Source organism: Collimonas rhizosphaerae (assembly GCF_038896935.1).
Taxonomy (GTDB): domain Bacteria; phylum Pseudomonadota; class Gammaproteobacteria; order Burkholderiales; family Burkholderiaceae_D; genus Collimonas; species Collimonas rhizosphaerae.
On record NZ_JBANDC010000002.1, the window covers coordinates 25,934 to 50,041 of the forward strand.

Annotated in this window: 27 protein-coding genes; 6 read left to right on the top strand and 21 right to left on the bottom strand. The window is 51.0% G+C overall.

Going from position 1 to position 24,108, the window contains the following annotated elements; all coding sequences use genetic code 11:
- The first annotated feature begins 69 nt into the window (after positions 1-69).
- Positions 70-378, top strand: coding sequence for a DUF2471 family protein (locus V8G57_RS02595; protein WP_342828088.1), 309 nt, complete (start codon positions 70-72; stop codon positions 376-378).
- 100 nt (positions 379-478) lie between these two features.
- Entirely contained in the window at positions 479-1,087 is a 609-nt protein-coding gene (locus V8G57_RS02600) for a sce7726 family protein (RefSeq protein WP_342828089.1), read from the top strand.
- Here V8G57_RS02600 and V8G57_RS02605 read toward each other — a convergent pair.
- The 10 genes from V8G57_RS02605 to V8G57_RS02650 form a co-directional block, all read right to left on the bottom strand.
- The gene (locus V8G57_RS02605) at positions 1,044-2,117 is read right to left on the bottom strand and encodes a beta family protein (RefSeq protein ID WP_342828090.1); all 1,074 of its coding nucleotides are present in this window, start codon (positions 2,115-2,117) and stop codon (positions 1,044-1,046) included. The genes V8G57_RS02600 and V8G57_RS02605 overlap by 44 nt on opposite strands.
- On the bottom strand, positions 2,107-2,886 hold the full coding sequence (locus V8G57_RS02610) for an ImmA/IrrE family metallo-endopeptidase (RefSeq protein WP_342828091.1): 780 nt from the start codon (positions 2,884-2,886) through the stop codon (positions 2,107-2,109). The genes V8G57_RS02605 and V8G57_RS02610 overlap by 11 nt, the downstream gene beginning before the upstream one ends.
- Before the next feature lie 89 nt (positions 2,887-2,975).
- Positions 2,976-3,659, bottom strand: coding sequence for a hypothetical protein (locus V8G57_RS02615; RefSeq protein WP_342828092.1), 684 nt, complete (start codon positions 3,657-3,659; stop codon positions 2,976-2,978).
- 646 nt (positions 3,660-4,305) lie between these two features.
- Positions 4,306-5,853: a hypothetical protein gene (locus V8G57_RS02620; RefSeq protein ID WP_342828093.1), complete on the bottom strand. Its 1,548-nt coding sequence runs from the start codon at positions 5,851-5,853 to the stop codon at positions 4,306-4,308.
- Positions 5,846-6,760 (bottom strand): terminase small subunit, encoded by a 915-nt coding sequence (locus tag V8G57_RS02625; protein WP_342828094.1) that lies wholly within the window; start codon positions 6,758-6,760, stop codon positions 5,846-5,848. Before V8G57_RS02625 ends, V8G57_RS02620 begins: the two co-directional genes overlap by 8 nt.
- Positions 6,753-6,995, bottom strand: a complete 243-nt coding sequence (locus tag V8G57_RS02630; protein ID WP_342828095.1) for a helix-turn-helix transcriptional regulator — start codon at positions 6,993-6,995, stop codon at positions 6,753-6,755. The genes V8G57_RS02625 and V8G57_RS02630 overlap by 8 nt, the downstream gene beginning before the upstream one ends.
- Before the next feature lie 708 nt (positions 6,996-7,703).
- On the bottom strand, positions 7,704-7,991 hold the full coding sequence (locus V8G57_RS02635) for a DUF4148 domain-containing protein (protein ID WP_342828096.1): 288 nt from the start codon (positions 7,989-7,991) through the stop codon (positions 7,704-7,706).
- 124 nt (positions 7,992-8,115) lie between these two features.
- Positions 8,116-8,517 (bottom strand): YgiW/YdeI family stress tolerance OB fold protein, encoded by a 402-nt coding sequence (locus tag V8G57_RS02640; protein WP_342828098.1) that lies wholly within the window; start codon positions 8,515-8,517, stop codon positions 8,116-8,118.
- Positions 8,518-8,657: 140 nt separating this feature from the next.
- Positions 8,658-10,043 (bottom strand): ATP-binding protein, encoded by a 1,386-nt coding sequence (locus V8G57_RS02645; RefSeq protein ID WP_342828099.1) that lies wholly within the window; start codon positions 10,041-10,043, stop codon positions 8,658-8,660.
- Positions 10,036-10,698: a response regulator gene (locus tag V8G57_RS02650; RefSeq protein WP_342828100.1), complete on the bottom strand. Its 663-nt coding sequence runs from the start codon at positions 10,696-10,698 to the stop codon at positions 10,036-10,038. The genes V8G57_RS02645 and V8G57_RS02650 overlap by 8 nt, the downstream gene beginning before the upstream one ends.
- A 256-nt stretch (positions 10,699-10,954) precedes the next feature.
- On the opposite strand from V8G57_RS02650, the gene V8G57_RS02655 reads away from it, so the two are divergent.
- Complete coding sequence (locus V8G57_RS02655) at positions 10,955-11,386, top strand: universal stress protein (protein WP_342828101.1); 432 nt, start codon at positions 10,955-10,957, stop codon at positions 11,384-11,386.
- Between the two features lie 104 nt (positions 11,387-11,490).
- On the opposite strand, the gene V8G57_RS02660 is transcribed toward V8G57_RS02655, so the two are convergent.
- Positions 11,491-12,933, bottom strand: coding sequence for a hypothetical protein (locus tag V8G57_RS02660; protein WP_342828102.1), 1,443 nt, complete (start codon positions 12,931-12,933; stop codon positions 11,491-11,493).
- A 130-nt stretch (positions 12,934-13,063) separates the two neighbouring features.
- Positions 13,064-13,615, bottom strand: a complete 552-nt coding sequence (locus V8G57_RS02665; RefSeq protein ID WP_342828103.1) for a TetR/AcrR family transcriptional regulator — start codon at positions 13,613-13,615, stop codon at positions 13,064-13,066.
- Positions 13,616-13,748: 133 nt separating this feature from the next.
- Between V8G57_RS02665 and V8G57_RS02670 the strand changes: the two genes are divergently transcribed.
- On the top strand, positions 13,749-14,180 hold the full coding sequence (locus V8G57_RS02670; protein ID WP_342828104.1) for a VOC family protein: 432 nt from the start codon (positions 13,749-13,751) through the stop codon (positions 14,178-14,180).
- A complete protein-coding gene (locus V8G57_RS02675) occupies positions 14,095-15,132 on the top strand; it encodes a hypothetical protein (RefSeq protein WP_342828105.1) in 1,038 nt (345 codons plus the stop codon). Before V8G57_RS02670 ends, V8G57_RS02675 begins: the two co-directional genes overlap by 86 nt.
- Positions 15,133-15,163: 31 nt before the next feature.
- On the opposite strand, the gene V8G57_RS02680 is transcribed toward V8G57_RS02675, so the two are convergent.
- The 8 genes from V8G57_RS02680 to V8G57_RS02715 form a co-directional block, all read right to left on the bottom strand.
- Complete coding sequence (locus V8G57_RS02680; protein ID WP_342828106.1) at positions 15,164-15,811, bottom strand: hypothetical protein; 648 nt, start codon at positions 15,809-15,811, stop codon at positions 15,164-15,166.
- Between the two features lie 368 nt (positions 15,812-16,179).
- Positions 16,180-16,884, bottom strand: a complete 705-nt coding sequence (locus tag V8G57_RS02685) for a helix-turn-helix domain-containing protein (protein ID WP_342828107.1) — start codon at positions 16,882-16,884, stop codon at positions 16,180-16,182.
- Positions 16,885-17,286: a hypothetical protein gene (locus V8G57_RS02690; RefSeq protein WP_342828108.1), complete on the bottom strand. Its 402-nt coding sequence runs from the start codon at positions 17,284-17,286 to the stop codon at positions 16,885-16,887. It abuts the gene before it with no gap.
- Positions 17,286-17,627, bottom strand: coding sequence for a DUF1064 domain-containing protein (locus V8G57_RS02695; RefSeq protein ID WP_342828109.1), 342 nt, complete (start codon positions 17,625-17,627; stop codon positions 17,286-17,288). Before V8G57_RS02695 ends, V8G57_RS02690 begins: the two co-directional genes overlap by 1 nt.
- Positions 17,624-18,640, bottom strand: a complete 1,017-nt coding sequence (locus V8G57_RS02700; protein WP_342828110.1) for a helix-turn-helix domain-containing protein — start codon at positions 18,638-18,640, stop codon at positions 17,624-17,626. The genes V8G57_RS02695 and V8G57_RS02700 overlap by 4 nt, the downstream gene beginning before the upstream one ends.
- Positions 18,640-19,071 (bottom strand): nuclease domain-containing protein, encoded by a 432-nt coding sequence (locus tag V8G57_RS02705; protein ID WP_342828112.1) that lies wholly within the window; start codon positions 19,069-19,071, stop codon positions 18,640-18,642. Before V8G57_RS02705 ends, V8G57_RS02700 begins: the two co-directional genes overlap by 1 nt.
- A 14-nt stretch (positions 19,072-19,085) precedes the next feature.
- On the bottom strand, positions 19,086-20,162 hold the full coding sequence (locus tag V8G57_RS02710) for a phosphoadenosine phosphosulfate reductase domain-containing protein (RefSeq protein ID WP_342828114.1): 1,077 nt from the start codon (positions 20,160-20,162) through the stop codon (positions 19,086-19,088).
- 345 nt (positions 20,163-20,507) lie between these two features.
- The gene (locus V8G57_RS02715; RefSeq protein ID WP_342828343.1) at positions 20,508-20,972 is read right to left on the bottom strand and encodes a YmfL family putative regulatory protein; all 465 of its coding nucleotides are present in this window, start codon (positions 20,970-20,972) and stop codon (positions 20,508-20,510) included.
- A gap of 1,123 nt (positions 20,973-22,095) precedes the next feature.
- On the opposite strand from V8G57_RS02715, the gene V8G57_RS02720 reads away from it, so the two are divergent.
- Complete coding sequence (locus V8G57_RS02720; protein WP_342828115.1) at positions 22,096-22,776, top strand: S24 family peptidase; 681 nt, start codon at positions 22,096-22,098, stop codon at positions 22,774-22,776.
- A 55-nt stretch (positions 22,777-22,831) separates the two neighbouring features.
- Here the strand turns inward: V8G57_RS02720 and mauJ are convergent, their stop codons facing one another.
- On the bottom strand, positions 22,832-24,082 hold the full coding sequence (gene mauJ / locus V8G57_RS02725) for a methylamine utilization protein MauJ (protein ID WP_342828116.1): 1,251 nt from the start codon (positions 24,080-24,082) through the stop codon (positions 22,832-22,834).
- Positions 24,083-24,108: the final 26 nt, after the last annotated feature.

The window sequence follows — 24,108 nt, forward strand, 5'->3', positions numbered from 1 at the left end:
CTTAGCAAAAACCCGATAAGCGCATATACTGTACATACATACAGTATATTTTGCACTTTGGGGAACACCATGCGCCTTACCAATATGAGCGAATTTGATGCAGTCATTGCCCGGGCAGAGCCCATCATTGCCACGATAGTCACACGCCACCGTACGGCAGGCTTGCCCCTTACTTGGCGATTGATCCATTCAATTGAAGGAGAAGTTCTGGTCGAGTTGAATCGTGCAGACGACCTGCAGCCGGCCTATATCAACTTGATTAAGCATTCCGGGGTTTTCAACTACCCGATAAATGATGACCCGGTGGATTTTGACAAATCAAGTGCGATTGCCTGTGCGTTTTCGATGATCTACGAGACATATCACCGCCTACATTGACGTTTCGACGACAACGTCATGTCGGTGCAAGCAGTTAAACATGCAACGATGTTTGCCAACCGCTACAATTCATCCTTAATGAAAGAAAGCCGGGAATAACATGAATCCAATAGATGAGATTTCTTCGCCATTAGGCGATAAAGACATCAGGCGTTCGCTTATACGGAAGCTGTCAACGCAAGCCCCCAAAGCCATCATTGAAGAGTTACGCGTACATAATGGCAACGCTATTGCCGATGTGGTTACAGTTCACTCTGAGCCTCATTGCTACGAGATCAAAGGTGAAGGCGACAATATCCAAAGAATTTTGACGCAGGGGAAATTTTACGACCTAGTGTTCGGCAAGGTAACACTGGTAACAACGGAAAATCATTTAGCTAAAGCCTTGGCGCTGGCGCCTGAACATTGGGGAATCATAGTTGCTAAGCGTGCCGGCCAAGAGGTCAAATTATCACACTCACGTTCAGCAAAGAAAAATCCCGGCTTCAACAAGCAGCTAGCACTTCTTACCCTATGGCGATCTGAACTAGCAGAGGTCGCGATCAGCGTCACTGATGAAAAAATCTCCAAACTTACACGTGCATGCCTATCGCAAATCATTGCTGAGAATTTGGGACAAGAGAAGCTTATGAAAAATATCGGTGAAAAGCTTATTGCCAGATCAGCTAAACTTGAAAATCAAGACACATATAAGTCATATGCGCATTGATGGTGGGCTTTAAGATACTACTTGGGGTGACCTGTTTCCCCGTGAAGTTACTTTTTTCCAGTAAAAAATTATCTCCGAAAGAGTACGGCGCGCCTCGATAGAATGGTTTTGCAATTAAGGCTTGAGCGAGATCATTATATTGAAGCGCACCCCTTGCATGCCGTTGCAATGATCCCCCGCGAGTAACGTAGTGTGTATTATCAAACGAATACGCAATTTTAGGCGCGGTCACGTTTCGCATTGACTCTTTCGGAATATCTATGTCTGAGTACAACGGACTCACGACGGTGTAATCACCCAAATACAAATTTGGATGCGGCTGTTGCTGATGCACGAGCCGATAGATCGCAAGCTCAACTCTGGGGTGCAACAACTCTTGCTGGACCGCGATAATCTCCCCTATCGACGACGGGATGGAAGAGCCACAAACAACGATTTCGGCAAATGAAAATTTGCGTTTTGCCTTCGCAATGAATCGTAGTAATTCTGCCGAACGCCTATTGGCATCAACGTTAAGACACAGTCGATTGTCGAGAACTAGTGTCCACGATTTAAATAATTCGTGGCCCTGCTTCATTAATTCGCGGAGTTGGTCTTCGACTAACTCAAAAGTTTCAAAGTCCTCCTGCTGCAAGCGAATTGCGGCAGTAGATGACTTTATATTCCCCGCCACGACGTTGTCGAATACCACTTGATTGTGTCGCGGCGTTCGATCCAACCCTAGAACTGGTATAAAGTCGAGATCTCTGAATGCCTCGACAACGAACTGGTAATTATCATCACCGTTTACAAGCAATGCATCGTCAATGTCGTAGTTATCGAGAAAAAATGACTGGAATTTCGCAAGGTGCTTCCCAACGCTTTTTGCGGCCTTCTGTATCGATATGCAGAATTCCTCTTCATCGCTATTTTCTTTTTTTGGAAGATCCAAAAAGGGAATTACCTCCTTTTTAAGATCTGGCCAAAGCTCGGCAAGCGCACCAATTTCGTTGACTTTAAGTTTTAGGAAAGGACGATATTTATTCTTCATTGAGAAGAACCTTCCGAACGTTTACTTCGTTGATTATCGCGGTAAAGAGTGTGTGCCTATTGAGCTCTCTTCGCACCTTTCCTGCCACTATTGCAGGATGAATTCCCACCTTTTTAGCAAACGCCACAACATTCGCGTCTGAAGGACGAGTAACTGCATCACAAGTCCTCCAAATATGACGCGGGATAAGCGAATCGCCGGCAAGTTTGTCGGCTTGTTTCTCGATGAGAATCACCGGAATTTCTTCTAGATCATCTATGATTGGTTCGTTTAACGTCTCATAGTGAAGAATTACATGTGCCAGTTCATGCAAAAGAGTGAACCAGAAAATGTCGAGCCGAGAGTGCCGTAGACTCAGAGCTATTACCGGGTTTCCTGTCACCAATCGAAAGACCGCGCCATCGACTTTCATGCCGGGCAGCGACCGTTCAAAGATCAACACAATTCCCTTTTTCAACAAAACGTCTCTCAGGATATGAAGATTATCCACTTTCACGCTTAGCTTAGAAAACTCACTGAGAAAGCCTTGGTCAAGTCCGGCAAAGACCGCAACGTCTTCCGACGTTGCAATGAAAGCCTGTGCGAGTTGGCGAATTCGGGAAATCCACAATATCGACATCGCTTCTGTTGCGTCGGATCTTCTGCGAAACAATGCGCCACCTAATGATTGCGATGATTGGATTTCCCTAAAAAGTGCATAGAGCACTTCTTGATCCGCACCAGGGGTTTTCCGCTTTGGCAACCCAGCTGCCAGTTCCTTGGATTTCAAATAAGCTTCGTAAAATTTGTGCGCAGTTTCGCTACCGTAACTAGATACGGGAAATTCGTCTAAGTCGTCAGATTTACTAGAAGACCTTGTCATAACCCCGCCACGTAATTAGCTGCGCAGTCTTCCGTCATCTCGAAATATTTCAGCGGCGCTTTGTCGGACAGTGTATGCCCCACCATACCAAGTTTCTGATAGTAGCCTATGGCTCTTGGAAGAGCATGGAGTGAAAAACCATAACGGAGCTTTAGCTCACTATGAGCATAGCAAATAAGATGCTTAATCAAAATCGAGCCAACGGCCTTAAAAAGCCGGGACTCCATGGGGTTAGATCTATTCCACGGCGCAACTGCAATGTATTCAATATAGAAAATATCACCAGCACTAAGAACACTGGCTTTAGGATGATAAATGAGGCATGCCCCTTGAGGTTTTCCATCGGCAACTAAAAAGAGCCATTTGTACTCATCAGTTCTGTAGTGAGACGACTTAAGGAGCCAATCCCAATGAGCATCATCAATTTGTATTCCAGCAAGGACAGTCTTTAAGCGCCGATCATCATATTTCTGATCATCGATAAATTTCATCAAGGCGAGATTGTATTCGCGCCAGTGCTTATCGCACGCATGGCTAAGCGTAATATTCCAGCCCCGATGAATCGAGAAATCCGCAGTCCGTCCATCGCGATCAACCAATGAGCCTTTTTCGGCCAGGTTTTGGGGCGGCAAGTCTAACTCAACAGAATCTACAAGCGCTCTCAGCTCTTCTAAAGTCACGGCGGCGCCCCTCCTGCGGAATTATTTTTATAGCAATACGCTATTCTTGCACCATTCACATCAGATGATGGATGGTGAAAAACGTCTATCAATGTTTGTAACATAGATTGACTACGTGATAAATACTTTAAGGCAATAAATTAATTATACATTTATCTACGATTGATGCAATTTTTTTATTACTTTTGATCAAGACCCAGATTTTCATGATACAAGCCCTCCCCCGAATCGAAGCAGAATAAAAGGCCGGCCAGAACTCCTAGGCGGCGAAATAGATCGAATTAAGTACGAAGCGGCGGCGAATAAGGTGTAACGTTGCCACGGGGGAATATCCTCCCAAGATGGATCAAGGTCACCATCCTTGGTGATGCCTTTATCAGAAAGGACTACATCATGCTTCCAGCAGGAACCAAAGCCAAAACCGGCGAAAAATGCCCGCAGGGCGGAATCTGGCACCCAGTAGGCAATCCAAAAGAAACTAGGTCCATTGGAGTTAACAACGTAATGCCGCCAACCCCAGCTAGGGAAACGCATTGGGTACTCCAGAAACCCACCGGGGGCTAACCAATTTAGTTAATGGGTTCCATCCACAGCACGGGGCAAACTAAAAAACTTGTCCCGTTTTTTCTCTGTCAAAACCGCCAGCTCAAGCGTAAGCAAAAGCATCCTCAGCAGCCCGTCGCGCGGCTTCCACATTTGATTGGCTAGAGTCATAATCTGCAGAGCTGATGTAATGCGCGCTCTCCAGAAACGCCATGCAAACCGTATCCCATAGATCGGGCGATGGGATGCCCTCCTCTTTCATCTTGTCCTTCGGCTCAATGTGATACCTGGCCTTCTCATCGAAGAAATAGGGAATCTTGGAAGCTTGGTCGAGTAGGTCTTGGACATGCTGATTGGAAAATGTGATTCGAGTGTCCTTCACGGCCTCGGCAGCAAGGACGGAGCACTGAGCCCGGAGATTGAAGAAGCGATCCTTATTCTTCTTTTTGAAGCATGGATTACCCCAATTGATCTTGACGACGTTCGGGCAACCTAGGTTTTCTAGCATCTTCGCGAACTGGATACCCTGCCCGCCAACGTCGACCAGGATGGTGCAGTTGGATAGGCGCTGCGTGTAGTGGAAGACCTCGCCGGCAATATGCTGCCAGTCCAGAGCATTCGAGAAAATTGGCACGTCCATGATGTCCACGCGGCGCGGGTCGGCATCAATGCGGTCGCCGTTGCCAATCACCCGCGCGTAGGTACCGACGGTCTTGTCGCGGAACACGCCAGCGGCCACGTCGATGATGAACAAATTGCCATAGGGTTCGCCGGCGCTGATCGTGCGTTCGGCGCCAACCAGTTTCTCTACCTGGCTGCGACCTAACAGGAAGCGCTCGGACTGCTCAGGGAACAGGCCCAGCACGCGGATCTGATATTCGACCGAATCCCGGCCGCCGCTCTCCTTCTCCCGCTCGTTGAGCCATTTGGTTGTTGCAAACGGCGAGCGCTCAGAGTTGAAGCGTAGCGCATGCCATGAACCACCATTACGGGCCGACAGCTTGTGATGAGAGGCGTGGTGCCGTCCGCTGCTGCGGACGCCCTGAGAGGCGATCAACGTGCGGTTGCAAGGCTGCGTCTGCGTTCCATCGATCACATCGAAGTGGTCGTCGCTCACGCCGGCGGCCTCATCGACAATGATCAGCTGCGCCCAGCGGTGCTTACCGGCGATGCCGACAGACTGGCCTTTGGCGAGCGCGACGCGACCCACGAACCATTGTTCCTCGAAGCCTGTCACGTACACGCGGGTCTTCGTGATCATGAAATAGTCACACAGCCAGGAGTGCGGGCCGTTCGCCATGGCAATTTTTGAGTCCTGCATTTCCTTCCAGACGCCGTCCGCGACCTGCTGCAGATTCGGCGCACCGATGTAGGTGTTCGAACCGATCTCAAGCTTACCGTCGTAGACCGCATAGGGATAGCACAGCAGGTGCCAAAGGGCGATACGGCCAAACGAGTTAGTCTTGCCGGTGGAGGTGCCGGAGACCACGCTGACCTTGGCATCCATGGGTTCCATTGCCTGATACAGGTCAATCTGGTCCGCGCTGGGTGAAACGCCGCACACCTCGACGGCGAATCGCAGCGGGTCAAACTGATACCGCTCTACGAATTCCGGGTAACGCGGATCATCCAGCAGGCGTTTCTTAGCCATTCACGACCGTTCCGCGCTCTTCATCTACTTGGCGTTGACGCTCCTGGGCGCGCTGCATGGCACCGGCGAAACGTTCTTCTAGCGCTTCCCGGGTATAGCTCTTCTCCACGGCATCGGCCAACTTGTCTTTATATAGGCCAAAGTGGCGGGCCAGCTTATCCAGGGCATCGCTCTGGTTGTGCATCTGGATCTCCAGGCCGTCCTTGGTTTGCTTCACGCCGGCATACAGCGGCAAACTCTCGCGGCCTAGCTTACGAGTATCCGTGAAGAACGGGCGCCCAACGCCCTCGCCCCAACATTCCGGGCACTCTGGATGCGGATCGCGGTTGCCAACGAAGCCCAGCCCGCCCTTGTCGTCCCACATCAGCTCAGGGAGTTCGTCCAACACGCGTTTGGCGTTGCTATCGGCGAGCGCCTGCTTGGCATCTTCCATCTCAGCCGGTGTGAACTGATAGCGGTGACCTTCACCCCAACAATAGCGACAATTCACCCGCCGGTACTGTGTCAAGCTGTTCGGGTTAGCCTGCGAGATCTCCACCCACCGGGATATCACCATGTCGCCGTCAAAGATGCCCTGTTCGATGCGATCGTTCATCACTGCATCGACGGCTTGTTTCACCATAGCATTTGATAACAGCCTGGAAGACTGCTCCTGCGCCGCTTTGTGCGCATAGCCTGCACGAATCGCCGCCTGCGTAGCATTCATGTCTTTGGTGTATTCCACCACGAAGAGCTTCGTGCGAGCCGGCAGATCAAAACCGTTCACTATCTCTTGCGCACGGCGGAGACGCGCTTGTGCAGCACTGTCATCAACTGGCATCTCGGGGGCGACATCTTTAGCTGGATCCCTTATCGCCCTCTTGGTTGCCTTACGCGCCGGAGGTCCAGACTTAGTTACCTTAGTCATTCACATGTCCTACGCCCGCATGGCTGATTCGGCAAGCCTGAACACGGTTTTCTATCCACGCATCAATGTCGCTACATAACCAGCCAACAGCCCGGATGCCAACTTTAAAGCATTGCGAAAACATCCCATTCTTCATGTCGAGATAAATGGAAACGCGACTTCTTCCAGTTCTTTCCATGACGACAGGCAGGCGCTCAATCGATGACTTAACGAGCGTAATTTGACGATGACTCATTGTGAAACTTCATAAGAGCGAGGCGGGCCACTATTAGAATGCATAAAACCCGCGCCTCTTTGCAGGTTTTCCATTTTCTGACTAGTGTCTGACTACCCGACGGGGTCCTTTACAGACATTGCCCACTACGCTGACGACATATCAATCAAGCCCGTACAATTCAAACCAGCAAAACCTGCCACCGAACGTGCCAGGCTGACTGATTGACGATCCCACTGCTTTGCACGACACCGCCCGCAATCTGAACTGGCGGAGGTAGTTCCTTTCTTCAATCGATAAGTACCTCAATATTAAACGCAGCACCGTCGCCAACGGGAAAGAGCACGACAAGTGACACTTGGCGCGCTATTCTGCAATACAGATTGCCGAGACGACTACAAGAAGGAACAGGAGGCGCTCAGGCGCGCCGGACGTTGACGATACCCGTGTGCGGGTAAGGCGGTCTCGCTAATTCGACAGAACTAAATCTCGCCTTCATCGGTTCATGCTCAGCATCAAATCCTTTTATTCAGCAAGAATCGTGTTGGCCAGCATCGAGCTCATGCACATGATCCGCAAGAATCAACTCGCTGATTGTAAGCGGCAATACGATATCTTTTGCCAGCCAATTTTACCCACTGGCAGGAAAAATCTGGACTACGTGAGGGGGAGACCAACATCCCCCACGTCAAAATCCGTCAGTTTTTCGCCAACGCAACAGAATTTTTGTTAAGCGCCGTGATAGATTTTTGCGTCGGACTTCGCGATAGCAGACTCTTCGAAGCGCTTCTGCGCGTTGATTTTTTCCTGTGTGAGCGGTGCGACCATCAGTACGGGATAGCTGGCGTCGCTTTGATTCATCAGACCCTGTGCCTTAGCTTCTATCAATTCTGCTTGCACTTCAGCGCGTGCTTTTGTCGACACGAATGATGTTTCCGAAGGATAAGGGGCTTCAGCAAAAGCACTGCCAGCGGAAATAAGCACGATAAGACTTGCAATAATTTGTTTGTGATTCATGATTTTTTCAACTATAGATCGATGATGGAAATTTTCCAGAAAGAACCAGCCGCAGCATAGTTCGGCGGAGTCTGCCTTATGGCAAAACCGCAAGGGTCATGTACGTCAGCCGCTAGCGATTGGCTTATTTCGACACTACTTTGATTTGTTCGACTTCCAGCTTCGAGGTGCCGAAACGTTCCTTGTCGAATTTACCGGCCAACTCGACTGTGGTGTTGGCGTCGATGGTTTGATTCGCGGGAAAGCGCTTCGGTGAAATTTCGACCGGAATTTCGCCGCTAGTGTCAGCCAGAATGTAGTGCTTACCGCCAGTGTGACGCACCAATTTTCCGGTCAGGGTCACATATTGCTTATCCGCACCGTTGGCCAGTAATTGTTTGGCAGTCATGCTTGGCACAGTTGAGGGACCGGCATATTTATTGGCTGGAGCCGCAGTGGTGGTGGGGCCGTTATAGCCCTGTGCAAAGACTATGGTCGAGCTGGCTGCCAAAACGGAGATGACGATCAGTTTGTTAATGCGATTCATGGATGGTCCTTGATAACGATAGATAGGTGATTGAGAACATCGGTGCAGCGCGAGTGTTGTAGTGCGCTGACCTTGATGCCATTAGACCCTGCCAACCTTAACGTTATCTTAAGGATAAATAATTAATGCCCCTGTTTGCACTATAGTTGTTCTTGATGTGGAAAATCCAGGAAAACGCCGAGGCCGCGGCCATGTAAGCCGCTACCAAAAGACAACTTAGCGCCATGCAATTCAGCAATACGACGGACGATGGACAATCCCAGACCATTGCCGCTCTCTTCGCTGCCCAATACCCGAAAAAAACGCTCACTCAATCTGATGCGATGCGCTCCATCAACGCCCGGACCATCGTCTCGAATGGCAATGCGCAGAAGACCGAGTGTCTGGTTGGCTTCAATCTGGACAATGCTGCCTGCGGGACTGTAACGCAAGGCATTGTCGAGAAGATTGCGTAAGGCAATATGCATCATCTCGGGATTTAGGTTCATCTGATCGATGTCGCTGTCTAGTTGCAAGCGAATTCCGCGCTGTTCCGCTGTGGTGGTATGAGTTCGGATTAGTTCTCGCAGAAAGCGTTCAATGTCGACTGTCTGATGTTGCAAGCTGCCCGGATTGAGTGGGTCCAAGCGTGCCAGGACCAGTAAATTTTCAACAAGGGTGGTACTGCGGTCGATGTCATCGCGTAGTTTTTGAAACGGCAAAGAGAGCCCGCTATGCTGGCGCTGTAATAGTTGGACGTGCATGCGCAACGCGGCCAGCGGTGTGCGCAGTTCATGCGCTGCATCGGCAGTAAACCGACGTTCGGCCTGCAGCGCGCTATCTAATCGTAGCAACACTCCATTCAGGGCGTTGACGATCGGTTTCAATTCGCTCGGCTGGCTGTCCAGCAAGACCGGCGTCAGGTCGTCGCGGGATTTTTGTGTCAGCGCATAGGCGGTGTTGTTGATTGGCTTGATCACGCGACTAACACAATACCAACTGAGCACGGCTAACAAGGCCAGCAACAGCAAGACCGGCGGGGTCAGGCTACCAGCCAGTTCTTCCAAAATGTCTAGGCGTTTCTTGAATTTTTGCCCGACTTGGACCTCAAAACGCGTATCCTTGCTGCGCACCACGAATATGCGCCAGCGCTTGTTGTCGATCTCTATATTCTTGAAACCCTTTCGCTTCTCAAACTCAGGAACGAACGGCGTGGACGGCGCCTTGCTGGTCCGTTGGATCACCCTACCATTCATTACAATCTGATACTGCATATCGACTTTGCGCGGTTCACCTGTACCAACCCCAGCAGCGTTGAGCAAACCGCGTTCGTTGAAATCGGTGGTGGCTGCCAAAATCAGATAGCTGGATTCCTTCAATGCATCATCAAACACATCATTAGTTTCGTTCCAGGCGATGAAAACCATGATGCTGAGACTGGCCAGCCACAGCAGTGTACTTGTACCTAATATCGTCCACAGCAACCGCCAGCGTAATGAATACGAACGCGGTCCATTGCCGACATGGTCTTTAAGTGATTCAGGCATGTTCTTTTAAGCGATAGCCGAGGCCGCGCACGGTGACGATGGCCGCCGTACCGAGTTTTTTGCGGAGGTGGTGGATATGGACTTCGATGGCATTACTTTCGACCTCTTCGCCCCAGCCGTATAAGGTTTCCTCAATTTGCGCGCGCGTGACTATCTGTTCTCGGCGCAACATCAATGCCCGCAATACTGCAAATTCGCGTGCGGTCAGTTCTATCGTTATTCCATCTAGTAGCACGCGCTTGCTGAAGATGTCGAGTTCAATCGTGCCATGCGTTAGAAGATTATCGGCCTGCAGCCCATGACGGCGCACTGCGGCCCTGATACGAGCCGACATTTCTTCCAGATCAAATGGTTTCACTAGATAGTCGTCAGCGCCCAAGTCAAGGCCTGCGATACGGTCCATCAAGGTGTCGCGAGCGGTAATAATGAGTACCGGCACCACATCTTTAGCAGCGCGTAAATTCCTCAATAATTGGTCGCCTGATGCACCTGGCAAACCGCGGTCGAGCAATACGCAGTCATAGCGGTGCGTTTGCAAAGCAGTCGCTGCAGAATCGCCACGCAAGACCCAATCCACCGCATAGCCGTCCAGCTGGAGCCAGGATTGTACAGTGGCGCCAAGCGAGGGGTCGTCTTCTACTAGGAGGATGCGCATGATACGAATCCTAGCATGAGCCTGCTTAAGGCAGTCTTAAGGCTTCTGATAGTTATAAGCCGGCCTCCTCCCGCTCTGGCTCATTCGACAGCCCCAGGAGGTAATCAGCGCTCACCCCATAGGCAATATACGCACCCAATGACAGCTTTCAACCAGGAATATGCCTTGATGCGATTCGTCCTCTGAAAAGGGTGCACAATAACCCTATCGCTTGATCCATTCGTATGTAATGGGCCGGTCGAAGTGGGAGGATGTCATGTACAAGAAAATTTTGGTTGCCTATAACGGCTCACCAGAAAGTCTATCCGCGCTGCATGAATGTATACGCATCAACCCGCCACCTTCGACAGAAATCCATTTGCTGGCGGTAGTTCAGCTTTCGCCGTATGGCATGGCGGGCGGCTACGCACCTGAGATTGCATTCACTACTAAGCTGCAGATGATGGAGCAGGAGTTAGAGCGAGGGCGGACTCTGATGGTGTCTGCCGGACTCGATGTGACGCCTCATCTGCAGATGGGTGAGCCAGTCGAGGTCATCGGTGCGCTGGCTGATGCACTGGACATCGATCTCATTATTGTCGGCCATCCACACCGCAAGGCGCTAGCGATGCGTTGGTGGCGCGGGTCTATGGATGCACTGCTGATCGAGAGGGTTAAATCCAGCATCCTGGTTGCCGTTCATCCTTGACCGTATCTTCATAACACTTCCTGATGTTAGCCGCATTAGTGCCCCGTCTGGGGTCACAAGAAGAAGTGGCTGCTTTTGGCGCCGATTTCGGACGTTCAACCTGCCTAATTAGATTTGTTAGCCTTGTCCTGCTCCCAATGAGTAATACCGCTAACTTCTAGGATTTCGTCGCCAGATAACATTAAGGAGTGACGATAGATATCCATCAGATTTGGAATCCGAGCGAAGTGCTGTACCGTCTCCGCCCACTCGTATCTATTTTCAAACGAGTAGTAATTCACACTGTGAATCAGCACACCCAACACCGATGTCCCGGAAGCGTCGTACGTCATAAGGTTATCAAGATGTTTGGCATGCCGCATTTCTTCGATGCTAATTCCCTCAACCGTTTCGTACCAAACATGTACGACACCGGGTTTATCAGGAGGTATCTGGCTGGTCGCATTGTGGACCAGCCCTTTAAAATGCCGTGAGCGCCGTTCAAGCGAAATATCATGGTCACACCGCCATTGAGCCCCCACGCAGTTGGCAACGTCATCCAAAAAAATATTCAGAATGACGTCTGATTTACCCGGCCGGACGATACTCTCAGCGATCGTCGCAATGCTCCGCTTCTCATTGCTGTCCATGTCACCAAAGACCAGCAGTTCATGCTGGGGACTGTTCGGCCTTACGGAGTTTTCGCGATAATGACGTTCGAAGGACACCCGATCAATAGGGCTAATCTCTGCAGTGATCGAACCTTCCCGAACTTTGCCTGGTCCCCGCTCGATAGCCAGCCCCACCATTCTGATCACCTCATCGGGTGTTGCATCGACCACCTGACTGTGGAAGGTTAGATGAACGATGCTCCACGGCTCCGTCTCAAGTAGATAAGCGCTCAATCGGCTCCAGATCCTCGCCCAAGCCGCTTCTTCGATCTGCGAGTATTGTGTCTGCTTGTCAGCCCGCTTGCACTCTACGTACATCTCAACATCACCATTCCTGACAAGTAAGTCCGGCGACTTTTTCGTTTTCCCGTCCGGCCAATCGACGCTTTTTTCTGGGATGAAGGAAACCTCATAACCGTTTTTTAAATAAAACGATGCTGTAAGCAACTCAAAGATCTGCGACTCCGGCTTTGAACTATTTGCCAGCATCTTATCTAGAATCTGTTCTACATTGGGTATTCTCTTAAGCTGCTCTGAAAAGGCACCGATTGCCATTGCATACGGATATATTCGAGTGCTGCTATAGGAGCAGTCGCTATAAGGGGAGTCATAGGCCAACTCAGCTACAAGGATATACCAATCAATATCGTCCTCCAGCGGCACAAATAGCTGGGATTCGATCGGCATTTTTAGATCGATCTTTGACTCCTTCGTGCGTATACGTTCTACCAAAGAAGCCCTTCTCGTGGTCCAGGAATCTGCCCCAAGTCTATCTACTAGCAACTTATAAAAAGCCTTGGTTCTGGCACGTTCAATCTGGCTGACATCCATTTTATTTCTTTTCCGCATCAGTCTAAACAGTTGGCAAAGCCGCGCCAGAAAGTCGTCTCGATTCATGCCCCAATCTCCCAAGTAAATTCGCCCTCTGCTGGTAGTTGTGTTCTCAGTAGATTCTACGACTACGATGACGATGCTACGACCGCAATTGGCCGATGACTGTCTTTCCAGGCTGCGCGTTCAATGTCGCCTAATCCAACGCTGCAAGGACACTATTCCGTGCATGGAGCAGCACAGCTTTGATCTCCCCCGGGGAAACCTCCGCAAAACCGAGCCCGCTGAGCAGAAAAATACCTTCAACAGCCAGCAGTGCGTGACGGACTTCAGCAACCTCGCCATGTTCTGATCGAAACGGATCGAGCAGTGTGCGATAAAAGTGTCGCACCGGCCCTAGCATGTCAGGGGCATGCACGAGTGCCGTTACGAGGAAAGCCGCCATTTGCGTCGAGGCGTCGTCCTCGGCCAGTGCTTCCTCGATATGAGCGAGCGCCAATTGAATCGGCCCAGCTGGTCCGCTGCCGAGTCGCCGACGCACTGCCTCCTGAAAACGGTCGAGCTCTCGTTCTAATGCCGCGAGTATCAATACATCCTTAGTCGCAAAGGTATAGACGAGACCACCCTTGCTAATCCCCGCACGCTCTGCGACGGCATCGAGCGTGAAATTTCGGCCGCCAAATTCGAGGATGACAGCCTCGGCAGCATCCAAGACCCTGTCTCTGTCGATTACTTTCTTTCGTGTCACAACAACTCCTTGCTTTTTCGACTGGCCAGTCTGATAATATTTTCGACTGGCCAGTCAGATTAGCATGACGTTGCTTACGTAACAAGTTTGATTTTTTGTTGGCCCTCTAACGGACTTTATGAAAGGATTTGAAATGGAAGATTTTTTGCCTGCCGCTGCACTCGGTCACTTTGTTATGAAAGTGCAAAATATCGAGGAAAGTTATCAGTTTTATGTTGGTTTAGGTCTGCGCGCGTTCGACAAATTTCCCGGACTGGCGATCGTTGAGCTGCGCGGTGGTACACATTTACTGCTATTTCAAAAGGACGATAGCCAGAGTCGCACTTTACAGAATAGTCATGTCGGACAACGACCAGATTTTGGCAGCGAAAAAATAGACCTGATGATCGCTGGGCGCACAAAAGCAGAGCTGGAACTCTATAGGATCGGCCTGATCGACAAAGGATATTCACCGTCCGTCATCCCAGATGACGACCTATATGGCCATCATTATTTCTCGATACAAGATCCTGATGGCAATGGTGTCAGTTTCTACACCAACCACTGCAGCGACAAGCCCGTTTGAACTCTCCGCTGATCAACAGAAGCGATGGGCGCCACGCAGCAACGTCAAAGGCGCCCGTGTCTCTGATGGCAGAAGCACAGCGCGGTCATACTTCCCTCTTCATGCAAAGCGTGGTCTTATAATTCGCGATAAATATCGCATTTTCGCTGTATTTGGAGGAGCGGGCATGGATCAGGGGAAGTCGAGCAATACGGGCATCTGTGCTCTCTGCAAGCAGACGAGAATACTACAGAACAGTCATTTGATGCCCAAGTGGGCGTACAAGAGGCTACAGAAAACACCACTGGGGCGGGAAGACCCAATACGCGTCAGCGACGGATCAGCGCTATACACCAGCGAGCAAGTTACGCGGCACCTGCTATGCGAAGACTGCGAGAACCGGTTCTCCCAGCGTGAAGATTACGTGGCCGAGATAACCAAAATTGATGCCAACGGGAATCTCAAGATATTGCAGGGCATCAAGCGCCTAAACGCGCCAGAGCGATTTTTGATCGAGCTGGACAATAGCATTGACGCGGAGAAGCTTGCGTACTTTTCTGCGAGTATCATATGGCGCGCAGGGGCTATGGGTCTTGATTGTCGGTTGGGATTGTATGAACCGGAATTTCGCGGCTACCTGTTGGGGAATGCCGATTTTCCCGCATCTGCTGCTGTGGGAATGGCCTTACTTGAGTCATCCCTATTGATCGCTAACCCCGAGAACTGGGTCAGCCTTCCATCCTCGGTTCACGCGTACCCCGTATGGATTCACGGCTTTATCGTTTGCGGCTTGGCTTTTCGTTGTCATGTAGGTCGTGCGCTTGACCCGAAAATGAAGCATGTTTGTTTGGTGAGAGCGAATCCGAAGAAATACGCCGCGCTTCTGCCAGCCGACAAGCTTGGTGATTTTCGGGCGGTTTTTGATAAGTTGGCATCCGCGATACCGCGCGGGAAATTGGCAGGCAAACCTTAGCGCCTATCGCGCTGACCTATATTCATTAGGATCAGATACGTCCGCCCCCTGATGCAATAACTTCCTCGACGAGCCTCTTCGCAAGCTGTCTAGCGATGGACTCGTACCTAGAAACGAACGCTTGGTGTAGCGAATCGTCTCGAAGATAACGGGCCTCTTCTTTCTTATCTTGAGCACTGCAAACTGACGAAGGAAACTCTAGCTTGAGAAATTCGATAACCTTCGTATGATCCACTTTGGAGTGCGAGACGAAATCTCTTACGCATTTTAGATCTTTGTATCCTTGATCGGCCGTGTTTGTATCAAGTTCTTCGATAATGAGGAACCACCGTTTGAGTTGCTCGTCCGCACGGTATTCCGATTCGCTATCAAGTGCTTCAGCCTGAAGCACGGTCCGTATAAATCTCTTGAGAATTAGTGGAATCGAAGGCATGTCCTGTGGAAGCGGTACGGGAGAACTATACCCCGACGAACTTATAAGAAACGCAGGCATTTTCAGATTGCAATAATTGTAAATTTCCCCACGCGCGCGACGAATAATTGCTTCAATGTCGCAATCGTCTGCAATCTTGTGCATTTCACCCGAAGCCGAAATGTAGGTTAGGGTTTCGTCGGTTACCGAAAGACCGGCATTTCCCAGGTACTGCATTGCGAGAACAAATGATTTTGCTCGCCGCATTATTTCTCCCTGCCAACTTCTCAGCGAATCGGGGTCAACGTGATCCACCCAAATAGTGAAGTAACCTATCTGGGGGGACATCCCCACAGGAACCTCAAAACGTGACGAGGTGTTTACCCATAAAATCGACGCGGGCGCATATGGAACTGTGAGTTGCGTGCAAGTACACCTATACTCCAACTTTCTCCGATGGTCTTCCATTTCTGCCCTCTATGGCGCGATCAATTCCCGGCGGCAACTGTCATCGCCAGTCAAAAACCAAGCGCGAATGACTGCTATATAGCAAATTTCCGAGCTTCCGCTTGTGGCCGGTTACGGTCAATCACATCGGCGGCCCATCTTGACTTGACCTGACAGTTTATATCAGGTCAAGTTTGAGCCAACACAAATAATGGATAGCTGCTATCGTCCGTCGCCGCCTTCGCGCGGAAATCGGCAATCATCGACCGGCGCTCCACAAACTGCTTTGCCTTGCACGCGGCGTCGCCAGCGGCGTCAACCGCTGTTTCCAGAATCGAGCCGGCCAGGACATCGTTCTGAAACGCTTCATTCTTGCGACATACCTTGTCGTATGCTTCCTGCAGCTGACTGATTCGCTGGCTCAAGCTCTCCAGGTGCGAGCGCAATGGCGCGACCTCTCCGGCGTTCTTCAGCAAGACAGTGACCATCGCGGCGACGTTCTGCTCGACAGCTCCCTGTACCGACCGCAACACCGCTACCTGCTCAGCGGTGCGAGGATCCCGTTCAGGTTCATTCGACAGCCCCAGGAGGTAATCGGCGCTCACTCCATACGCGATAGCCGCACGCACAATGAACTCTCTCGATACGCTGGCCTGGCCGGCTTCAATCTTGGATAGCTGCGACGAATTGCTATAACCTAAAGTCTTCGCCGCCTCGCGCTGATCCAGATGGTTGAGTTTCCTAGCCAGGATGAGCCGGCGGCAGATCTCCTCACCTCTATCGCCAACCTGGGCGCCCGCGCCGGCACGCCTGTCCACCGATGCCGAAAACGCCGCAATATCATTAACGTATCCCATCATGTCCCCCGCCTTCATTTTGCCTTTCCAATTCATTCATACGCCCAGCTCCTGGCACTGAATACTCACTACGGCAACGGCAGCAGTAAATACGTTGATGGGGATGTGACTGAGCATTTCATCCAATCCGCCAGCCGCACAACGAAGCGACGCAGCCTCATCCACCGACACACCAACCTTGCCAACCCTATCGAAGCGATCACAGATTGCCAGCATGGTGTTGTTGGCTCTTGCCAGCGACACGCCGCGGGCGCCAGTATTTCCCATAGCCAGCAGCATCTTGGATAGCTGGTTATAGGCGTCCGGGCTTGGCTCCGCAATCAACAGCTCAATCGCCAGCCTCAGTTCCAGCGCCAGGTCGTTGCGGGTGCATCGCATCATCGGAACGAATACTCCTCTCGACTTATATGCCTTGCGCGGTCTCTTGGTGCCGGCCATTACTTAGTCTCCAATATGTCGATGCCATGCACGGCCTTCATTAAATGGCGCTTGATTTTATAGACAGGAGTCAATACTCCTTTTACGTCTTCCACCACTTGACGGTTAGACCCCGTTTCCGTATATCCAAAATCAGCGCGATAAATCAGCGAGCGCTTCGCCACCCCATTGATCACAACCTTGGGAGCTAGGATAAACGACACTTGCCGCGTCAATCCGGTGATGTGCCCGGCTCGCTCCAGCATTTGCAACTGGCGATAGCGATTAAATTCTGCAATCGAATCAAATTTTTCGTCGCCGCGGCGCACCCTCGCATTCCCATATTTGGAATGACGTCTCATGTTGCTACCCTCGGAATTTCTTTGGCACGTTCATTGGCAGCTAACTGCCCCTTCGATTTAATCAACGCTTTCAAATTCAGGCCATTCGGTTTAGTGCCGCGCGCGTCATCGGCTTTTCGGCGGATTGCTGTGATTCTGCTTGGCGGTGGAGGCGGCACCTGGCCGCCGTTATCGATGGTCGCTTGCACGCGCCCCTTGAAGGCCGGCATCGATTCGCCTGCCAGCGGCTTGAGGCCATATTCAGCGCCTTTGGCCATCACGGAATCATCGGTTGCCCACCACGCCCCTTGGCCGGCAGGCTTGCCCGCTACCAGCGGCTTCTCGTTGCGGCACCAGTTGCGCCAGGTCGCCGGCCAATCCGTTTTCCTGGCGGCCTTACCGGCAACGGCGACCCAGTAGTCTCGGAATTTGTCCGCAACACGACGGACATGCTCCGGCGTCCAGGTCGGCTGCTCCTCCAGCGCCCAATCCCCCAGAACTTTCGACAAGGTCCAGTCTTTCGGCAAGCGCTTGCCGCGAGCGTCCTGATGATTCTCTGATGGTTCATGATGATTAATGACGGTTATATGTGGGTGCAAAAGCTTTGCACCCTTTACGTCGTCAGTTGCACCCTTTGCGCTTTGGATTGCACCCTTTTGACCGTCAATTGCACCCTTATTTTCTTGGGGTGCAATTTCTGCACCCTTTACAGAAATCTCTCCTATGGGAATTTTGGATAAGGGTGCAATATTTGCACCCTTCAACCAATCAGTAGAAATGCGATACTCGCGGCGAGCACCACGGCCACCATTCCCAAAGTTGACTAGGATCAGCCATCCGCTCCTCTCCATCGCCCGTAACTGGTATTGCACGGTACGTTCCGACTGGCGCGTTTTATAGGCTAACTGCTCAATGGATGGATAAATGCTGGTCCCATCATCATGGGCGTGATCGGCCAGTGCTAACGCCAGGAGCATCTCACCGCCGCCGTTTTGATAACGCTCAAACACCATCGACATAATACGAACACTCACTAAATTGCCTCCATCAGTCCCAGGCGGCGCAAAATCGCATTCGTCCGTGCGACGCCGTTATAAAATAAATCGATCATCACCTCGTAGCTCATCCCAACGGGACGCTTTGCGCGACCATCAAGGACGTCGTGACAGCGGCAGCAGCCGTACGCCCCCTTCTCGTCTGGCGCCTTGATGCCATAGCCCTTGCCATCCTCAAGCAAATTGGAGTGGCAGAGAACCGTCGTGTCGGTACGGTAGTTGCAAACACCAGGAAAGCGCAGCGTGCATTCCTGGTCGCGCGCGGATGCGCGGATCTTGGTCAACGGCTTATGTCGTGCCTTGATAGGTTTCTTCTGCTTCGCGGATCGCTGAAAGGAAGACGAAGACAGCATGCCCGTCAGGCCGTGCGACATGGCCGTGCGACGCATCGGCGTGGCCGATGACTTCATTGGACTGCGGCGCATCATTCGCACAACCCATACGCGGAAGAACAAGCGGTCGGCACATCCAGTTGCTCCAGCAGGGAAAACTGCTTGCCGCCGCGGGTGGTGCGCGACCATTCGATGACCGTTTCCATTTTGCAGCGCGAGTAAATCGACGGTGGCGAACCACTAAGATCATCTACCTTGTGGAAGAATGTGGAAAATCCTCGTTTGCTGCATTGAGAAACGATCTCTTCCCACTTAGCGAGCCGTGCCGGATGCTCCGGAAAGCGGACGGCCACCTCTCTAATCTCTTCTTTTCTGGCATTGATGCAATACATACAGCCAACACGAGTCATGCCCTGGCGGTATAACGGGTTGGGCTGGAGATTTCTCGCGGTGCAATAAGCGAAAACGTCGGCAGCAGACCACTCCACTAAAGGTCGGTAGATATACAGGCCACCGCCGACAACCTCAAACTTCAATGCATCCCGACGCTTCACTGACTCATCTCGACGTACACCTTGCCAGGAAACCACTGTGTAGCCTTGCGCGATCAGTTCGAGCTGAAACGACACGGCAATGTCGCGTTTCAGCTGCTCAGTACAAAATTGTGCCTTTCGGGACGGAAAACGCCCCTTCCACATGCAAAGGTCGAGGAACGGATTGCCAGAAGGATGTAATGCGGCCAATGCACGACGCTTGGCCTTGTTGGTCCAGCGTACCAAGCGGCCGCCGCCAGTCTTTCGCTCTTTCTGGACCGGCTCGCCTTTCTTGTTCAGCACGACCTGGCCGCGCCCATCGCGCTTCAGTACAGGTGTTTTCCCATCGGCTTCGAATACTGGCACCGTGTCGTACTCACGCCGCGTGCGCCGGTCGCGTGCGATGAACGTGCGCTTACTGGCGATCTCGGCATCAAAATTCGCCTTTAGGCGCGTGATCTTAATATCGAGCGCCAGCTCCAGATAATCCAGGTATTCATAGACGGCTTGATGCTCATTGCCGGTATCACAGAAAATCGGCACAATGCTTTCACGACTGAACCGCTCCAACGCGATCAATAGCGTTGCAGCACTGTCTTTGCCACCGGAAACGGATACAACGTGGCGGATAGTCATGCGCGCAACCTACACATCCTGCATAAATCGTCCCCGCACACGAATTGCCCGACACTCTTTCTCTTGCGGCATGCCCCTTTGCAGACTTGTTGGGCATGATTGAAAACAACCATCTTCGCCGTGCGTTCGGCATACCGATCTGCCGCATGCCGTGGATCACCTACAGACACAGGAATCATGCTGCCACCATTTCACGTAGCTCCTTCTTACGCGCGTAATACGCAACGTGCCAACGCTCTGCCGCTTCAGAATAAAATGGATACCGACAGACGCTTGCTGGCCTGCCCTGCTCCGCCGCTTCATGCGCGTGCTGGATGATGCCGGCGATAGATACAATTGGTTCGCTCACGCTGCCACCTTCTCTTCTTCACCGCGACAGTAAATACGGAACGTCAGCGCCAGCAGCTCCTGGGTATGCCGATGGATTTCGTCCCCAATAGCAGCTAAGTCAGCACGCTCGCGCTTGTCGATCTCGCCGTCTTCCGTAGCCTCATTGAAGCGGCGGGACAACAAACCAATATGAGTGTGCAGCTTGTTGAACTTGCTCAGCAGCGCTTCATTGTCGATTTCACTCGACTCCGGCAACATCACAAAAACTCCACCACTTAGAGTCGCGATGGCTTCTGCGAACAGCTTCGTGTCAGAGATTGATTGCATCTGCAAGGCAGTCTCCACCGTCAGCGACTGCCCCTTCTTTTCGTATACACGATTTTCCAGCGCATCTCGCGAGTACCCGAGAATGGCGCACATTGCGTCCCACCCACCTGTAACCGCCCTGATCATGCCCAGATACGACCGACGTAAAATCATCACTACTTTTCCTTCTTTGTGGTGGTTTCTCTTGGGTGTGAAAAAAGCTAAAGTTCAACCAAGGAAAACGATTTGTAAGTTTTAAAAAAATTAACAGCATCTCAGTCGTGGTAAATTTTCAGCTCCACTGAAATTTTCACGAAAGAGACCATCAATGACAAAATGTCCCAAATGCGAAAAATTAATATCGCGCCTCGAGATCGACACAATGAGCGGAATGTCTGCCGGCAAAAGCTGGAAATGCATTTCCCTGAACTGTCCGCTTTGCCACACATCACTCGGCGCGCAGATCGATCCTGTAATCATTCATGCCGAGACACTGAAGGCTATCCAACGCAATTAGCCGCAGTCCGACACCAACATTTTTCCGCTGGCCCTGTACTCGCACAGAGGGCCGCATGCTGGATAGCTTCAGGAGAAATTTCATTAGCATCACAATTGGATAGCGACCGTCGTAGCTCTACCAGCTCGGCCCGGAGTACGGGCCGCAACAAAATCCCTGCGCAATAGATGTAAAGTGCTTTTATACACAGACTTTCTTTACCAAATCGCACTGCTAGCCTTTCCTTGATCATGCCTAAATACGACTGGCGTAAATTCATCCCTACTTTCCTTCTTTATGGTGGTTTTAATTCTGTCGAACTGGCATTACAGTTCTCCAATGGGAAATCAATCCGAACATCTAAAATTTGCACCATGGGCAAACGACAATGGACTGAAGTCCTTCGTGCAGAAATTGCGAAAGGGGTTTAAATAGCAACCTGTAGAACGAAGCTACTTAGGAACGAGATGCGAGTTCACAGTATCCCCTCTCATAAAACATGGACGGGAGTGCACCGTCACGGATGTGAGTTGCAGACAACTTTATACAAATTCAAAATTGCTAAACGCGTCCTTCCCATGCAATCCGCCTGCCCCTTAAGAATTCGATTCACAGTGGGCTGGGAGACGCCTATTTTTGTCGCGATAATTGGCTCACTCCATCTCGTTTTAACTTTGATTTCTCTTAACGTAGTGCTGATGTCTTTTTCCATACACGCATAATATACGCGAACGAATAATTTATCAATGCGCGATCGAATAGGAATTTGCTCCTATCTATACGTGGATGTATATTTCGAACATGACAATCGCCAAACGACTTGATGCCGCAATGAGAGCAGCTGGATTCGAAACGCAAAGTGCGCTTTCGCGTAAATCTGGCGTTCCGCAGCCCACAATCAATCGGATATTGAAGGGCCTTGGGAAAAAGGGGCCAGAAACAGAGACGATTAAAAAACTGGCCGCTGCGTGCAATGTCAGTGCTTCATGGCTAATCGACGAAACAAACGAAACCAGGCAGACAAGTGGCGACGCATATAACGCAGGACCAGAACAAAATCTACCTAAAGGGAAGTACGTGGCAATAGTGGGAATTGGGCAAGGTGGAGCTGATGGTTATATCAGCATTAATGACTACCTACCCGGCGACGGCGACGGCTATATCTATACATATAGTCGTGATCCAGGTGCATATGGTCTTCGCGTTCGTGGAGATAGTATGAGGCCGCGTATCAAAAGCGGTGAATTTTTAGTCGTTGAGCCTACCAGCGAAGCTCAACCTGGCGATGACGTTGTCGTAAAATTGAACAACGACAAGGCTCTTGTAAAAGAAATGCTTTGGGTGCGTGAGGATGAAGTGTCCCTAGGCTCCATCAACAATGGGATTCCACCGATTACAATTCAATTAGCCGATATTCGCAGCATCCATCGTGTTGCCGCCATCGTGCCACGTGGATCAGCTCTGCTAAAAGCCCGAGAATGAACCTCAAGTTTTCCGCGACTGAGGACGGCATTCGTTGTCATCATCGTTTTAGCTCCTAGCCGATCGAGTCATCTGACTTACTGTCGCCGAGTATCTCTCGAAATAAGTCCTGCCAGCCCCCAGTGTCACCACGTTTCATCGTGTCAAGTATTCGCACCATGTCAGTCGAAAGCACAACGGTCGTCATCTGTTCCCCGTGGGTTTCTGCATGCTGAATCATTCGGCGACACATCTCCTGGTGATCACCCTTTTCGTAGCAAAGATGCTCGAGTCGCTTGTGCTGGTCCAAAGTCATAACTAGAAGAGTGGGTCTTGCGCTTTGAGGAGAAACATCGGAGACCATCGATATCTTGGTGCCCGAAAAGCTGAGGTCGAACTCGCCGTCCACGTCCACCGGAACAACGGTTTGAAGATGCGCAACTCCCGTTAGAGTGCGATGGACATAGGTCGATGGACTACCGAAGACGACTTTCTCATTAAAAGTCTCTTTCGGAAATTGATTGACCAGTACCATAAAGACAATTTTTCCTAAAACGTCAACTATTTCTTCGCGCGAATTAGGAAGCTCCTCTTCGATCTCCCTCAGCGTGGCCCCATGCATTAGCGAATTCCTTGCCTTTCCCAACATTTCTATAGTTGCATCATCGCAGTCCTTGTCCACATTCTTGATCAGCTCTCTGATGCCTTGTTTTTCATACGGCTTATGGACTGGATGCTTCTTACAAGTCTCACAGTACAGCGCGGATCTACAGTGAGGACACTGGTCCGGCACCTTTTTCGAGGATTTTTGTGAGATAGCAATGAGCTCCAAAGCAAACCAAAAGCACTGAAACTGATCATCCAGAAACGCCGAGTTAATGCCCATGCGATACCACCGCATCGCTCGGCGCATTACAGGAGGCGCATCAAATGTTAGCAAGTGATCTATAGAGTCTGTGATCTGCTGATCAAGAAAAGGGGCCGGATCTTCGTGCCCTATTGAGTCTCCCCACATTAGGCAAGACCGCATCTGCAGGCCGGGCGTGCAGTCAACAATCTGCCGAATCCGATGCCGTACGAAACTGGAACCAGTTGTGAAAGCAAGCATACTTAGACAATCAACAAGCTGTTCCTCGGCGACTTCCGCTGCCTCTTCGAGATTTGGAGCTTCAAACGTAAGATGCAAGGACAACAGAAAAGGTATCGAAAAATCACTGCGCACGATGTTACGGATACGCGCGCGGAACAATCCTTTTGGATGTTGCAGTTTCAGCCATCGGCCGTCCTCGACGACAGACAATTCTGACCGAATTTCGTAATTAGCCACGCATTGCATTATGTCTCCCAGCGGGA

Coding starts and splice junctions, on each gene's coding strand:
- V8G57_RS02595 (WP_342828088.1), top strand. CDS start 70: ATGCGCCTTACCAATATGAGCGAATTTGATGCAGTCATTGCCCGGGCA.
- V8G57_RS02600 (WP_342828089.1), top strand. CDS start 479: ATGAATCCAATAGATGAGATTTCTTCGCCATTAGGCGATAAAGACATC.
- V8G57_RS02605 (WP_342828090.1), bottom strand. CDS start 2,117: ATGAAGAATAAATATCGTCCTTTCCTAAAACTTAAAGTCAACGAAATT.
- V8G57_RS02620 (WP_342828093.1), bottom strand. CDS start 5,853: ATGGCTAAGAAACGCCTGCTGGATGATCCGCGTTACCCGGAATTCGTA.
- V8G57_RS02625 (WP_342828094.1), bottom strand. CDS start 6,760: ATGACTAAGGTAACTAAGTCTGGACCTCCGGCGCGTAAGGCAACCAAG.
- V8G57_RS02630 (WP_342828095.1), bottom strand. CDS start 6,995: ATGAGTCATCGTCAAATTACGCTCGTTAAGTCATCGATTGAGCGCCTG.
- V8G57_RS02635 (WP_342828096.1), bottom strand. CDS start 7,991: ATGAATCACAAACAAATTATTGCAAGTCTTATCGTGCTTATTTCCGCT.
- V8G57_RS02640 (WP_342828098.1), bottom strand. CDS start 8,517: ATGAATCGCATTAACAAACTGATCGTCATCTCCGTTTTGGCAGCCAGC.
- V8G57_RS02645 (WP_342828099.1), bottom strand. CDS start 10,043: ATGCCTGAATCACTTAAAGACCATGTCGGCAATGGACCGCGTTCGTAT.
- V8G57_RS02650 (WP_342828100.1), bottom strand. CDS start 10,698: ATGCGCATCCTCCTAGTAGAAGACGACCCCTCGCTTGGCGCCACTGTA.
- V8G57_RS02655 (WP_342828101.1), top strand. CDS start 10,955: ATGTACAAGAAAATTTTGGTTGCCTATAACGGCTCACCAGAAAGTCTA.
- V8G57_RS02660 (WP_342828102.1), bottom strand. CDS start 12,933: ATGAATCGAGACGACTTTCTGGCGCGGCTTTGCCAACTGTTTAGACTG.
- V8G57_RS02670 (WP_342828104.1), top strand. CDS start 13,749: ATGGAAGATTTTTTGCCTGCCGCTGCACTCGGTCACTTTGTTATGAAA.
- V8G57_RS02675 (WP_342828105.1), top strand. CDS start 14,095: ATGGCCATCATTATTTCTCGATACAAGATCCTGATGGCAATGGTGTCA.
- V8G57_RS02680 (WP_342828106.1), bottom strand. CDS start 15,811: ATGCGGCGAGCAAAATCATTTGTTCTCGCAATGCAGTACCTGGGAAAT.
- V8G57_RS02685 (WP_342828107.1), bottom strand. CDS start 16,884: ATGAATTGGAAAGGCAAAATGAAGGCGGGGGACATGATGGGATACGTT.
- V8G57_RS02690 (WP_342828108.1), bottom strand. CDS start 17,286: ATGGCCGGCACCAAGAGACCGCGCAAGGCATATAAGTCGAGAGGAGTA.
- V8G57_RS02695 (WP_342828109.1), bottom strand. CDS start 17,627: ATGAGACGTCATTCCAAATATGGGAATGCGAGGGTGCGCCGCGGCGAC.
- V8G57_RS02705 (WP_342828112.1), bottom strand. CDS start 19,071: ATGAAGTCATCGGCCACGCCGATGCGTCGCACGGCCATGTCGCACGGC.
- V8G57_RS02710 (WP_342828114.1), bottom strand. CDS start 20,162: ATGACTATCCGCCACGTTGTATCCGTTTCCGGTGGCAAAGACAGTGCT.
- V8G57_RS02715 (WP_342828343.1), bottom strand. CDS start 20,972: ATGATTTTACGTCGGTCGTATCTGGGCATGATCAGGGCGGTTACAGGT.
- V8G57_RS02720 (WP_342828115.1), top strand. CDS start 22,096: ATGACAATCGCCAAACGACTTGATGCCGCAATGAGAGCAGCTGGATTC.